Origin of the sequence: Limnospira sp. PMC 289.06 (assembly GCF_032350395.1) — a bacterium.
In the GTDB taxonomy this organism is placed as follows: domain Bacteria; phylum Cyanobacteriota; class Cyanobacteriia; order Cyanobacteriales; family Microcoleaceae; genus Limnospira; species Limnospira platensis.
Genome location: NZ_JARPLC010000001.1, coordinates 1 through 13828 on the forward strand (window position 1 = coordinate 1; position 13828 = coordinate 13828).

Annotated in this window: 9 protein-coding genes and 2 tRNA genes; 7 read left to right on the forward strand and 4 right to left on the reverse strand. The window is 40.7% G+C overall.

Translation table 11 applies throughout. From position 1 onward, the window contains the following. Positions 1 to 147 precede the first annotated feature (147 nt). Positions 148 to 2001 (forward strand): putative capsular polysaccharide synthesis family protein, encoded by a 1854-nt coding sequence (locus tag P5674_RS00005; protein ID WP_014273944.1) that lies wholly within the window; start codon positions 148 to 150, stop codon positions 1999 to 2001. A gap of 128 nt (positions 2002 to 2129) precedes the next feature. Here the strand turns inward: P5674_RS00005 and P5674_RS00010 are convergent, their stop codons facing one another. The 4 genes from P5674_RS00010 to P5674_RS00025 form a co-directional block, all read right to left on the reverse strand. Beyond that, entirely contained in the window at positions 2130 to 3869 is a 1740-nt protein-coding gene (locus tag P5674_RS00010; RefSeq protein WP_308805636.1) for a tetratricopeptide repeat protein, read from the reverse strand. A 104-nt stretch (positions 3870 to 3973) separates the two neighbouring features. Then, on the reverse strand, positions 3974 to 4933 hold the full coding sequence (locus P5674_RS00015) for a tetratricopeptide repeat protein (protein ID WP_152088562.1): 960 nt from the start codon (positions 4931 to 4933) through the stop codon (positions 3974 to 3976). Between the two features lie 78 nt (positions 4934 to 5011). Then, the gene (locus P5674_RS00020) at positions 5012 to 5800 is read right to left on the reverse strand and encodes a class I SAM-dependent methyltransferase (RefSeq protein ID WP_081471125.1); all 789 of its coding nucleotides are present in this window, start codon (positions 5798 to 5800) and stop codon (positions 5012 to 5014) included. A gap of 95 nt (positions 5801 to 5895) precedes the next feature. After that, on the reverse strand, positions 5896 to 8763 hold the full coding sequence (locus P5674_RS00025; RefSeq protein WP_315669699.1) for a glycosyltransferase: 2868 nt from the start codon (positions 8761 to 8763) through the stop codon (positions 5896 to 5898). A 239-nt stretch (positions 8764 to 9002) separates the two neighbouring features. On the opposite strand from P5674_RS00025, the gene P5674_RS00030 reads away from it, so the two are divergent. From P5674_RS00030 to P5674_RS00055, 6 genes are all read left to right on the forward strand, one after another. Further along, on the forward strand, positions 9003 to 9746 hold the full coding sequence (locus P5674_RS00030; RefSeq protein WP_006619803.1) for an SDR family NAD(P)-dependent oxidoreductase: 744 nt from the start codon (positions 9003 to 9005) through the stop codon (positions 9744 to 9746). A 121-nt stretch (positions 9747 to 9867) separates the two neighbouring features. Then, positions 9868 to 11007: a hemolysin family protein gene (locus P5674_RS00035; RefSeq protein ID WP_006619802.1), complete on the forward strand. Its 1140-nt coding sequence runs from the start codon at positions 9868 to 9870 to the stop codon at positions 11005 to 11007. Positions 11008 to 11169: 162 nt separating this feature from the next. After that, positions 11170 to 11251 (forward strand) — tRNA-Tyr (locus P5674_RS00040). A gap of 3 nt (positions 11252 to 11254) precedes the next feature. Next, positions 11255 to 11326: transfer RNA gene (locus tag P5674_RS00045), tRNA-Thr, on the forward strand. Between the two features lie 137 nt (positions 11327 to 11463). Then, a complete protein-coding gene (locus P5674_RS00050; RefSeq protein ID WP_006619801.1) occupies positions 11464 to 12597 on the forward strand; it encodes a glycosyltransferase family 4 protein in 1134 nt (377 codons plus the stop codon). A 39-nt stretch (positions 12598 to 12636) separates the two neighbouring features. Further along, a complete protein-coding gene (locus tag P5674_RS00055) occupies positions 12637 to 13821 on the forward strand; it encodes a glycosyltransferase (protein ID WP_006619800.1) in 1185 nt (394 codons plus the stop codon). Positions 13822 to 13828 lie beyond the last annotated feature (7 nt).

Below are 13828 nucleotides of genomic sequence, written 5' to 3' on the forward strand. Positions count from 1 at the left end.
TGCCATAGGAAAATGCGATAAAATAGTTTGTCAGTTTTCATCTTTTGGGACGGGGTTGGTGCTGAGTCAAACTTGATTACGGCTGAAAAGATTGTATCATATCGGATCAGCCCATACCACATCAAGAAACCTTGTCATCATTTATCAATGCCCGAAATTGAATCTTTCACCACCCCCGTCGTTTTACTCATCTTTAGGCGACCAGATACCACCCAAAAAGTGTTTGATGTAATTCGCCAAGTCAAGCCTCAGCAGTTACTGGTGATTGCTGATGGTCCCGAACCCGGCAATGATTTAGAAGCCCAAAAATGCGCCCAAACTCGCGCCATTATTGATAGGGTTGATTGGGATTGTCAAGTTTTAACCAACTACTCGGATTTTAACTTAGGTTGTAAACAGCGAGTCGCCAGTGGACTAAATTGGGTGTTTGGTTTAGTGGAAGAAGCGATTATCTTAGAAGATGACTGTATCCCCGACATCAGTTTTTTTCAATTTTGCCAACAGTTATTAATCCGCTATCGTGATGATCACCAAATTTTCCAAATTACCGGAGAAAATACCCACGGCTATCAATCGGCAAATTCCAGCTATTATTTTTCCCAGTATAGCTTTTATTGGGGATGGGCGACATGGCGGCGAGCTTGGCGGTTATTTGAACCGGATTTAAAGTCTTGGCTAACGGAGTGCGATCGCCATTGGTTAAGGGATTTATTGGGAAGTCAAGAACGCGCCGAATATTGGGCAGAAATCTTTGATTTAACCTACAATGGTTTTAACTCATGGGGATGGGCTTGGACGTTTACTTGTTTGATAAATAAAGGTTTATCTATCATTCCCAATCATAACTTAATTTCTAATGTTGGTTTTGGCGCAGATGCAGCCCATACTACCTGGGAAGTTGATGAAATCGCTAATTTACCCACTCAATCAATCAGCTTTCCCCTCAAACACCCCACCGCCGTTACCATCAATATGGAAGCCGAAACCGTGATTGATAAAATGCGGTTTACTGGTCGCAAATATATCAGAACCATGCGCCAAACAGCCATGGATTTAAGCCAGCAAGGACAGCATAAAACAGCTTTAGATATTTGGGAAAAATGTATTAAGTTGCGACCGGATTTAAGCGAGTTTTACTATCAAAAAGCCTGCTGCTTAGAGAAAATGGGTAATTCTCAACAGGCGATACAATGCCTGCATCAGTTATTAAAATCCCATCCCGAACACCAACCAGCAAAATCATTCTTAAATACCCTCATCAAAAAATATCAGAGTTCGTCCCCATTACCCCATCAAAATCAACAGCAGCGTTTTTTGGTTTACACCATGGGAAAAGTGGGTTCAACTTCCATTTCCACATCTTTAAAAAACCATAGTTCACAGGTCTATGATATTCATTTCTTAGAGGAAACATATCTACAAAAAAATATGCACAAAGGGCATTGTATAGATGGCTATTTTGTGTTAAAAAACTGGTTAGGAGAACCATTAAAAATTATTTCACTGGTCAGAAATCCCATTGCTGTCAATATTAGTGGCTTTTTTCAAAACCTCGATACATATTACCCCCATTTAAGCCCAGAACAAATCCTACAGTTGAGTATTGAAGAACTGATTAATAAATTTTGGACATTAGACCTCAACTATCCCCTAATTTGGTTTGATAGAGAGTTCAAGAAATGCTTAAATTTTGATATTTACAGCCAGCCTTTTTCATTATTAGGATGGCAAACCTACTTACATGAATCTTACCATATTTTGATTATGCAAGCGGAACTAATGGATAGCCAAAAACAGGAGGTTATCCGAATGTTTACAGGTATCAGCAACTTTCACCTAGAAAACCAAAATCTTAGTTCCCAGAAGTGGTATAGTCACCTATTTAAAGAGTTTAAGGAAAAACTGGTGCTTCCGGGAGACTATTTAGACAAGATGTTAAATTCTCAGTTTACAAAGCACTTTTATAGACCGTCACAAATTCAGGAATTTTATAAATTCTGAAGCACAAAAACAGGTTGTTCATCAGAAAAAACTACCATATATACCATATATACCATATATAATTGAAAATTTACTGGAAATTATCTATCCTAAATTGTAGTAAGTTTTATCTAAGTAAGGTAAGTTAGTCAACTCCAAAAACCTTTCCCATTTATCTTAAATTCTGTAAGTTCAGGCGATTCATTGTTTATTATTTTCTTCAAAATCAAACTTTTCTCCCTCTCTTCTCTTGTGATAGATAACATAATTTCCAAGGTTTTTCTACAGTTATAAATCGAAACAGTATCAAATGCTGGGTCAGATTCAATGACGACCTGTGAGTGCCATGCTGCCATCCTAAACTCCCAATAAAACAGAGACTTAATATCAATTAAACTTTGACATTGCATGATGTTGGTAATTCTGTCAAATTCTTCAAACTTACGAATCACTTCAGCAATATACTCTGGTCGATGATTTGAGCTACCAATTAAATATAGATAAGCTAAATCCTTAGCAGACAAGATAGGAAATTTTGTGTTTTTATAAAACTCCCTCCCAGTTTCTGAAACATTAGAACGCACATGAATTAAATTTGCACTCTGAGAAAATTTTTGATAATAAACAAATGCCAAGCTTCTGTTATGGGAATAATATGTATTATTATTCAAAATACTTAAAAACTCTTGCTTTTCTTTAGGATATTGACTTAAATATAAAATCTCATGTGATAAGCCAAATTTATGGGCTAGGTTTTCAGCTACCATTTTATCATATTTATCAGTGTCAACACTATCCCTTCTGTAGTATGTAAAATATCTGACATTACTGTGGTTTTTATTTAAAGCAAGTGTTACCCTAGAATCCAATCCGGCAGTCAGAGATATTAAATTTTGATAAAAAGTTGCAAAGTGTTGCATTGCTCCTTTAAAATACTCAGCCACCCTCTCCACAGCTTGCTCTAGGTTTAATGAAATCAATGGTGATACAGGGAAAAATCGCCTGATGGAAAAATTATCAAAATTGAGCTGGGTATTGGGTGTTAATAAAAATATATTGTGGAATGGGGTTTGTATTCCGGGATAGCCCATTTTAAAAGGAATCGGAGTACGACGTTCGGTATTCTGGGCATTTTCAGCTACCAGTTGTGCGTGTGAACCTACAATTTTGGCTTCTTGATTGTAGTAAAATGCCGACTTCATACCCGTTGCATCGGTTAAGATGAAAAGACCAACTTCCGGCTGATAAGCTGCAATTACAAACCGACCGCACGCATAACTCAAGCGGTCATAGAATATTGATTCTGATGAAGCTAAGGACTCAGCTAGAAAAGAGACACACTCATCCGTTGTCTGCTTAGGAAAGCGGACATCACAGATTAATCCTAAGCACATAACCGCTACATCTGTCTCCCGAGCTAAGTGACAATTAAGACGTGGATCATAAGCGAAGTAAATATCACAAAATCGAGATTTTTTCCAGTGAAAAGGAACCGTAGTTATTCGTTTATTTGAAATAATATAACCTCTGGCAAATAACTCTTGATAATATTTGTTATCGACAAGAGAATTATTTAATTTTTCACTCCACCCTTGCAGGTGCTTATCTTGGGGTTGCTCCTGATGGTCTGAGGTTTTTGGTAACAATTCGCCAACCTTGAAACACCCAAAATTTAGATCCGGCTTGATATCAAATCCTTTCTGAAAAGCTGCCTTAGCCTCTTGTAAACGCCCCAACTGTTCTAAAGCCAAGCCCAGCTTGTAGTGATACCAATGAAAACTAGGATCATGTGCGATCGCCTTTTGGTAAGCAGCCACAGCCTCCTCAAGCTGATTACTCCTTAGCAGTTGGTTTCCCTTAGTAAAATAACTCACCACCCAATACCCCACAAATATAGCTACTACAAAAACAACCAGATTGGTACGTTCTCAGTATTACTAGACTATCATGAATTTTCAGCTTGTCAAGTCATAATAGTTTAACCATCCCCGTATTAACTGGGTTTAAATACTGTTCTAACTCTATCCCAATTTTTCTCAGAATCCTGATAGTAAATACAGATCATACGACGAACTGGTGATTCGATTTCTTTGATAATGTTGTAATAGTTAGGCTCTCGCCCAAACCAATGATTCATTTTTGTGAGGTCTACCGGATCATGGATATGACCTTTAGTTTGACCTGCTTTCCATTTATAAGGAACAGAGACCACTAAAACACGAGCAGTTTCGAGTAGTTTTCGACAAAATGCTTCCGCATCTGGGACGTGCTCAATAACCTGAAGACAGGTTAACAAATCGAAACGTTTTTCGGGATTGTATTTGAGAAAATCTTGGGTCAAAGAAACCACACCGGGAGCCTTGTAAGGATTGCGTAAATCCAGAGAATAGCGTTCTGGAATCCACGAAAACCAATCTATATAAGGACATCCATTAGAACCGACATCGATAATTGAAGTAGCACTACTGCCAATTTTGTTGATAATTTGTCTAACTGCGAAGATATAAATATGGGTTTCCCTTTTAGACCAATAAGATGATTGCTCCTTTTTGATACCATCTTTGAGTTCGGTGGGTCTATTTTGACTCTGCTCTTTTTCAGAGGGTTGGAGTTTAGATAATTGGGAAGTCGATCGCCTCTCTGACAACTTCTCCTCAATTTCCGTCGCCGTTTCTTCGACTTTAACTGCCTCTTCATCCGGACCCAAAGCCCGCAAAACTCTCCCCATATCCCAGTTAGAGCAAGCTTGATCAGAGCGTCGCTCCACCGCTTGCTGATAGGCTTCTGCCGCCTCCTCTAAACGCCCTAACTTTTCTAGGCTTTCCCCTAACTTTTGGTGATACCAATGAAAACTAGGATCATGTGCGATCGCCTTTTGGTAAGCAGCCACAGCCTCCTCAAGCTGATTACTCCTTAGCAGTTGGTTTCCTTGACTAAAATCACTGGCTTTCATCTTAAAACCTCATCAAAAATTATAAATATTTAGGAATTCGTTAGGTGGATGATATCTTTTGATTGGAGATTTCATTATTTATAATAGCAAATCACTTTTATCCAAAAAGAAAAGGGACGAACCGACATAGTTACGCCATTTAGACTTGGGAATATTATATTGCATCAGTTCCTGTTCTGAGAACTCATCCTCAAGATGAATATCTAAGTTGACCGGAACGACCATACCCAGAGACATCTTTAAATCCGAAGAACTAAATCTGCGTATATGATCCTGTTGACCAAAATACTTACGATTTTCATCTGGATTTAATGAACCAAAGGAATCAAGAAAAGCCTTACCCATAACTGGCACACCAAAAATGTGTTTTCCACCTGGTTTCAGCAATCTATTTAACTTAATTAAAACTGCGGTATAGTTACAAGGAATATGTTCTAAAACGTGCAAATGAACAACTATATCAAAGCTTTCAGTTTGCCAATTATCTAAATCTTTACATAAATCCAGCTTACGAACATTGGTAATTCCTTTTTTTGTATACCTATCAGGATTGATGTCAGTGGGTACATAATTATTCCCAAGAATCGAAGAAAAGTATTTTGACAATCCATAATCAGGAGCTAAATGTAGCACTTTCATTCCTGGCTGTGGAAGTAAAAACTTTTTCAGGTACAACATTATAATGCGTGTTCTCTCTACAGAACCACAGTTTTTACACTTGACTTTTTTTCGGTTCATGCTATCTATAAATTTCTCACAGCCACAAAGATTACAAACGGGCTTTATGGCTCGATTATCGTTCTTTGTTTTCCCTAGTTTAGAGCCAGAGTATTGATTGCTTAATTGGTTTAATTCACTGTTTGACATATTTCTAAAATTCTTGATTATCAACGAAATAGCTATTAATCATCGGTTCATAATAACCAAAATATTGTGCCATGTGATGGCTTCAAAAATATCGACTAATTAGCATAATTAATAATATCCATTACCCTCCTATAATTACAGTTTTTGTAGACAAAATCTCGACCTATTTTAGCCCGATTTATATATTTATCTGGGTCAGACCATAATTCCCGGACTCTCAAACTCACCTGTTCGGGGTTGGCATATAAAGCTGCACCGCCAAAGGTTTCTTCAAACTGAGGGTCAATAATGACGGGAATCCCTACTGCCATAGCCTGTATAATCTCAAGACCTAAAGCCTCGATATAACTTTCATGAGGATAATAAATAAAAAAGTCTAAATCTTCCAAAAATTCCTGCATACCCATGTGATCGCCAGAAGTAAATTGCCAATTATTAGGCTGTTTACCCAGTAAATCAATAGCCCCCTTAGCACTGCCTAATATTCTCACATCCCAAGCATTATCTACACCATATATTTGCTTTAAAGTCGTCAATTCTCCAGGCCATTGCATAGGAGTATTAGCCCCGTGACGACCCACAACAGGCTTCTGATTATCCTGACCCCGCCACCGCAACTTTTGTCTACACCACTGTTCAACATCCATCATTGGATACCCGGGAGTTGGGTATGGCTTGGGGTAACGTTCATCTTCAGCCATTAACCTTTGAATAGATAAAGAAGAAGGTATCCAGTCTCCCTCTGTTCCGAACATAGTTTTGAGATTAGCCCTGACAATATATGGATCGTATTGTGGCTCAGACCCATCAATTAAACCCTCTGCAAATTGATTCACAATCACTATCAATTTTTCAGCGTTGATGGCGGGGAAATCATCAAGTCTATGCTGTAGAGCTTTCGGACAACCAAAGACGATAGTTTCAGCCTCAACTTGGTCTCCCGGCGTGAGTATATCTATCCCATACTTCACACAGACATCATAAAAGCTAGATTGAAGACTGATGTTAGGACTGGTATTGTAGCTGCGCCAATGGACGGCTGCCACCTTCAATCCCGACTGACGAGCGGCGACAATAAAGTTCAGGTTACAAACAAAAACACTATCACCGTTCGCCCAATCTGCCACCACAACCCCATCGTAAAAATATGTTTCTGATTTTAAAGGATGATTGCCCCTAGGGCAAGGAAAGGAGCGAACTTCTTCAGACAACTTGGGGGAGGTTTGGAAATCCTGCCGAGAATGCCAATACTTGTAAGCATCTCTGTAATGCCATCTAATGCCAAATTCCATGGTTTTGATATGAGTGGTTTTGGCACGAGTTAAGGAATCCTCCCTTACCATTCCCAAAGATAACATTACCTCACATTTAATGCGGTACAGGGCTTTAGCACCATACACCTGTTCCAGTCTTAATTGAAACTCAGTATCCCCCCCAATTCTAACAGCGTCCCAGACACCCACTTTGTCTAGGGCTTTTCTTTTGAACATTAAAGAGGAAAAATTTAGATCGAAAAGCCGATGTTTCGGTCTCCGTCCCCCCACTACCATGAGATTTTCATCAACTCGTACCCAGTGAGAAATCACCGCAATACAAAAACTTTTGCGATTATTCATCACCTCAATTTGATACTCAATTTTTTGTGGGTGAGACCAATCATCACTATCATTAACCATGATTAAATCACCTGTTGCAGATGCTAATCCACGATTTCGAGTCGGATAACAACCTTCATTAACATCTTTAGAAATTAGCTTAACACGATGATCGCGTTCAACATATCCTGCTACCAATTCACGGGTGTTATCAGAACTAAAATCATCAACTACAATAACTTCAAGATTTTTCCAGGTTTGTGCCAGCAGACTATCCAGAGCTATGTGTATGGTTTCTGCTGCATTATAGGCTGGCATAATCACAGAAACCTTGAGCTTCTGATTCTTAATCTTGGGTTCTGCATGAGCTGTAATGTTAGATAAGGATAATGGCAAACTAGAGTCCTTGAGGACAAGAGGTGATAGCCCTTTATTTTCGTAGATTTTATTAATATAATACAGAGGCAAGGTTGTAGCTTCATATCCTTGTCCTTTTTGGAAAGCTACTATCCGTTGTATGTTAGCTTTCAAGAGCCAAAAATCTGCTTTTTCTCCGAGAACTTGGATGGCAAAATCTAAGCGTTTTTCCGCCTTACTGATACGGTTTAGCTTGATTAAACATTGAATTTCTGCGAGTAAATACCTCGGATGTATTTCAGCACCCAATATATTGATTAACTCAACATTCTCTAATGCGATTTCATAATCACCGTCAACATAGTACCAACGAACTAACTCCCATGCTGCTTGAATTCGCTCACTTTTTGACGTTGTTAAATCATGCTTAATTTCTTCTAGTGCCGGTAGAGCATATCGGGAGTACCCACCCCAAAGCCTTTCCCCAAAATCCTGAGCTGTAAAATGAGGAGGTTTCAGAAAGTTTTTTGAGGATGATAACTGAGATTTTTGGTGTGAAACTCGGCTGGGTGATGCTTTCTTTTCTGCTGACTGAGAACGGCTTTTTTTAATTGAGTAATTATTGTTTGTTGCCGTGGGAGTTGAACTAATTTGATAGGTAGATCCCATCGACAAATCCGAAGGGGACGATCGCACCCCCACCAACTTAGGCTCAATTTCCATAGCCCGATCGCCTGCCTTTTTGGCTTCCTCAAACCGTCCCACCTGCCGCAAAACTCGGCTCAAACTCAAATAAGACCACGCCGCCTCTGGCTTCAATTCCACCGCCTTTTGATAGGCTTGAACTGCCTCATCAAAACGCCCTAACTTCTCCAGCGCCTCCCCCAAATTTTGGTAAGCCAAGTAAAAGTCCGGGTTTTGACCGATCGCTTTTTGATAAGCAGCGATCGCCTCCTCCAGTTGGCCATTACGGAGAAACTCATTACCTCGGCTAAAATCGCTTGCTGACATATCAAATGGGTATAAGAGACAGGGAACAGGTTTTGACACACTAGATTCTAATGTAGATCCGCGCACCTGAAAAGTTCCCCAACCGAAAAATGTTGTACACCCCTACCCAGAGTCACAAACCAGAGACCCAGACTATATCCCTTGTCTGAGTCCGATCGCTGCTACCATTTTGGTTATAGATACCCCAGGGGCATTTATAGAGAAAACAGATTTGTCGATCGCTATAAGGACTTAATTGATTGCATATTTTGATTGTTGGTGCTAATGGTGGTATTGGCTATGGGTTTGTCGAGATGCTATTACAAGACCCAGCAATTGACAGGGTTTATGGGACTTATCGGCGTTGGGAGTCCGCCCAACACTTGTTAAACTTGGCCAGTCGGTATCCCCAGCGTCTCGTCTGTCTGTCCATGGATATTACCCAAGAATCTGATCTAGTCGCCGCATTGGAAACTATTAGCCATCAAACCAGAGAATTAGACCTGGTCGTTAATTGTGTCGGGATATTGCATGGTGTCGGGTTCCAACCCGAGAAGAGTTTGCGACAAATTAATAGCGATCGCCTCATCGAGTATTTCCAGGTTAATAGTATTGGCGCAGTATTGTTAGCTAAACATCTGTTACCCTTTTTTAGTAGCCCGCGCCGCCATGTTTTCGCCACAATTTCCGCTAAATTAGGCAGTATTGGCGATAATCATTTAGGTGGATGGTATGGTTATCGCGCCTCCAAGGCCGCATTAAATATGTTAATGCGAACAGTCGCGATCGAATATTCCCGCAAAAGTCCCCAAACCATTGTCGTCATGCTACACCCAGGGACCACAGACACAGAGCTTTCCCAACCCTTTCAAAAAAATGTTACACCCGAAAAGCTATTTTCAGTTAATCGAACTGTACAACAACTCTTAGACGTGATTAACCGCCTAGAAATCAGTCATAGTGGTCAGTTTCTATCCTGGGATGGGACAAATTTACCCTGGTAGTAACCGAAAAACCGATAACAACTATGTTAAACTCGCTTAATTCAGCAGTGAAGGATTGATTCTATACTGAATCGATGTCACTCAACTTCAAAATCATAGTTTTAGAATTTGGTATCCCTCTGTGATTGGAATATCCCTCCCGGAATACCTGGCGACTACGGCTGTAACCGTACCTTTGTTAGGAAGTGTCTGGATAGATTTGCTAATTTTGCTGTTCATGTTGGTATTATCGGCATTTTTTGCAGGTTCAGAAACAGCGATCACAGCCTTAGATAATCTCAAGTTGCGGGCGCTAATTCGAGAGCAAGGTGATCCTAATCGGATGTTTACCCTGGTTTTGGAGAAACGGGCGCGATTTATTACGACTCTTTTGGTGGGTAATAATTTAGTTAATAACTTCTCGGCAATTATCACCAGTAATTTATTTGCTATCTGGTTGGGTAATGCCGGGCTAGGAATTGCTACCGCTGTGGTCACCTTTTTGCTGTTGGTATTTGGGGAAATTACCCCCAAATCTTTAGCTATTAGCAATGTTCTACCTATTTTTAAGGCCGTTATTCGTCCGATTTACCTACTGTCTATTCTCCTGTCTCCGGTTATTTATCTATTTGAAACCATTGCCCAAAGTATTATCCGGTTAATCAACCGGGGCGCTGTACAACCCGGTTTGTCGGTGCAGGAACTACGGTTAATGATTGAGATTTTAGGGGGTCGCGGTCAACTGGACTGGCAAAAACATCAACTGTTAAATAAAACCCTCGTCATGGATTATCTCATGGCGCGGGAGGTGGTGAAACCCCGTATTGATATGCGGACTATTTCCCATCAGGCGACTGTCCAACAGGTGATAGATTTGTGTTTGGAAACGGGTTATTCTCGTATTCCCGTCCAGGGAGAATCGAAAGATGAAATTGTCGGGATTGTGCATTTGAAGCGGGCGCTACAACTGATGCGCTCAATTAGTGTTGATAGCCCGTCGCCATCGGTCACAGAAGCTATGATTCCCCCGGTTTATGTACCGGAGACTAAACGGGTGGGTAGCTTGCTTACAGAGATGTTACAACAGCGCTTACACATGGCGATCGTTGTCGATGAATATGGGGGGACAGTGGGGTTGGTCACTTTGGAGGACATTTTAGAGGAGTTGGTGGGCGAAATTTACGACGAAAGTGATTTTCCCAGTCGGATGGCCCGCAATAAACCTATGAATTCTTCCCCCTCCCGGTCTGGGTCCTCTGGCTTGCCCTGGATTAGACATTGACCAGTTATTTGGCCATTAATTCGGGTTTCAGGAAAGCGATCGCTTATTTGGTCTTCGCTCAAACCCTTGCTAGATAAGGATTTTGGGATTTACAAAAAAAAGTTTTCCCAAACACTAGCTTTTTTTGAGATTTGTGATACCATTATAAATTGTTGAATAAATGGGTCGGTGCCCGAGTGGTTAATGGGGGCGGACTGTAAATCCGCTGGCTACGCCTACGCTGGTTCAAATCCAGCCCGGCCCACTTGCCCTTGTAGCTCAGTGGTAGAGCACACCCTTGGTAAGGGTGAGGTCACGAGTTCAATCCTCGTCAAGGGCTTATTATTGCTTAATATTTCCGTGGACGCAAGCCATACCTTGTCTATGCCATATCAAAGTATGATACACTGGTCACGGGTGAATCTACAGAATTGGTATTGAGAAGTATACAAGTATCCTGGGTTATAATTATAGTTAATGAAAATACTGTTGATTGGGAACTACCTACCAGATGCTCAACAAAGTATGCAGCGCTTTTCGGCTGTCATGGAGAGCGAGTTAAAAAAAGCAGGTCATGACGTGCGCTTACTGCGTCCCGAAGCCAAGTTAGGACAGCTTAAACCCGGCGGTAGTGGTGTAGGAAAATGGTTAGGATATATCGATAAGTTTATCATGTTTCCCCCTACATTAAAAGAACACTTAGCCTGGGCTGATGTTGCTCATATTTGCGACCATTCCAATGGATTTTATACCCGCTACTTACAAAAAATCCCCCACATTGTTACCTGTAATGATTTACTAGCCGTCCGTTCAGCTTTAGGAGAAATCCCCGAAAATCCCACCCGGTGGACAGGTCGGCAACTTCAACAAATAATTCTGAAAGGGTTAAATCAAGCCCAAAGAGTAGCCTGTATTTCGGAAAAGACCAGAGAGGATTTACTGAGAATTACGGAACTAGAACCCCAGGCGGCAACTACCATTTATATGGGGTTAAATTACCCTTATCGCCCGATGTCAGAAACTGAATATCAACCCAGGCTGGCAAAATTAAAGGTTCCCGAAAATAGTTCTTTTATTCTCCATGTAGGTGGTAATCAATGGTATAAAAATCGGTTAGGAGTCGTCAAAATATTTGCCCATCTTCAACAAAAGCGGGTTGGTGGCGATATTTATTTAGTGATGGCAGGGGCTCCGTTAACTGAAGAATTACAACAACTGATCACAAACTATGAATTAGAACCATTAGTTATTCCCTGTGTTAACATCGATAATGAAGACCTACGCGCTTTATACTCGGCGGCGATCGCTTTACTATTTCCATCCCTTCAAGAAGGGTTTGGCTGGCCGATTATTGAAGCCCAAGCCTGTGGCTGTCCGGTGTTTACATCCCATATACCTCCTATGACGGAAGTGGGGGGAGATGTAGCGATTTATATTGACCCCAAGAACCCCGAAGAATCAGCCACCAAAATTCTGGATTCCCTGAACATCATTAAGACAGACCCCCAACCATTATTTGATAATGCCAAAAGATTTACTACGGAGAAAATGATTAATGAATATATAGCTTTGTATGAACAAGCGATCGCCGCTTCCGGAAAACTTGGGTAAAACTAATGTGGAAAAATTCACGAAATCACCTATAAAATTATGGCAAAAGTTTTACATATTATTCCTTCAGTGAGTCCCATTAGAGGCGGGACTAGCGTTGCTGTGAGCGAGATTGTTCAGGCGCTAAGAAATTGTCAGGTAGAGGCGGAAATTCTCACCACTAATGATAGCGGTCCGGGAGTGTTAGAGGTTCCCTGTGGTGAGTTTATAGATTATCAGGATGTACCAGTTTTATTTTTCCCGAGATGGTCTCCCTCCGTTCCAGCCTTGTCTGAATATGCGATTTCTCGGCAACTTATGCAGTGGCTAAATACCTATATTAAGGGTTATGATTTAGTGCATATTCACTCCCTATTCTCCTATGTTTGTACATTTGGGGCGAGGAAGGCGCGACAGAAATCAATCCCCTATGTGATTAGTCCTCACGGTCATTTTTCCCCCTGGGTGATTAATCAAAAGCGGCTGAAAAAAAATATCTATAATTTCCTGTTGGAAAATGCCAACTTAAAAAAAGCGTCTCTGATTCATTGTACCACTAAGCTAGAACAAAAATATGTGGGTGATTTTGGTATAGATGCACCCACGGTTAATATACCTTTAGGCATCCATTTCCCGACGGTTTATCCTAACGCTAAAATGGCTCTGCGAGCAAAATATAATATTTCGGTGGATATGGAAACCCCGATTATTTTGTTTCTGTCAAGGATTCACCCCAAAAAACAACTTGATTTTTTAATTAAAGTTTTGGCTAATCTCCAGGGTGAAGATAAGTTTCATTTGGTGATTGGAGGGAGTGGGGAACCTGCTTATTGTCAATATATTGAGGGAATAATCAGCAGCCTAGGATTAGGGGAAAATGTGACATTTACAGGTTTTGTTAGTGGTGAGGATAAACAACTTTTACTCTATGGCTGTGATTTCTTAGCATTACCATCTTTGGGGGAAAACTTTGGTATTGCGGTGGCTGAAGCTATGGCGGCTGGATTACCTGTAGTTATTACCCCGGAAGTTGAGATCGCGGTAGATGTGATTGAGGAAAATGCTGGTTTGGTTGTACCGGGAACCCTAGACCAGTGGGAAAGTGCTTTAAAGCGGTTAATTAATGCACCGGATATCAGGCGAGAAATGGGTAATAATGGACAAAACTTATCTCGAGAGCGCTATAGTTGGAATGTGATTGGTCCTCAGTTTGTGGAGGCTTACAATTCGATTTGTCAGCCCTAAAAATCAG

What these genes read in the sequence shown, in the direction of transcription:
- P5674_RS00005 (WP_014273944.1), top strand. Translation starts at nt 148, where the DNA reads ATGCCCGAAATTGAATCTTTCACCACCCCCGTCGTTTTACTCATCTTT.
- P5674_RS00015 (WP_152088562.1), bottom strand. Translation starts at nt 4,933, where the DNA reads ATGAAAGCCAGTGATTTTAGTCAAGGAAACCAACTGCTAAGGAGTAAT.
- P5674_RS00020 (WP_081471125.1), bottom strand. Translation starts at nt 5,800, where the DNA reads ATGTCAAACAGTGAATTAAACCAATTAAGCAATCAATACTCTGGCTCT.
- P5674_RS00025 (WP_315669699.1), bottom strand. Translation starts at nt 8,763, where the DNA reads ATGTCAGCAAGCGATTTTAGCCGAGGTAATGAGTTTCTCCGTAATGGC.
- P5674_RS00050 (WP_006619801.1), top strand. Translation starts at nt 11,464, where the DNA reads ATGAAAATACTGTTGATTGGGAACTACCTACCAGATGCTCAACAAAGT.
- P5674_RS00055 (WP_006619800.1), top strand. Translation starts at nt 12,637, where the DNA reads ATGGCAAAAGTTTTACATATTATTCCTTCAGTGAGTCCCATTAGAGGC.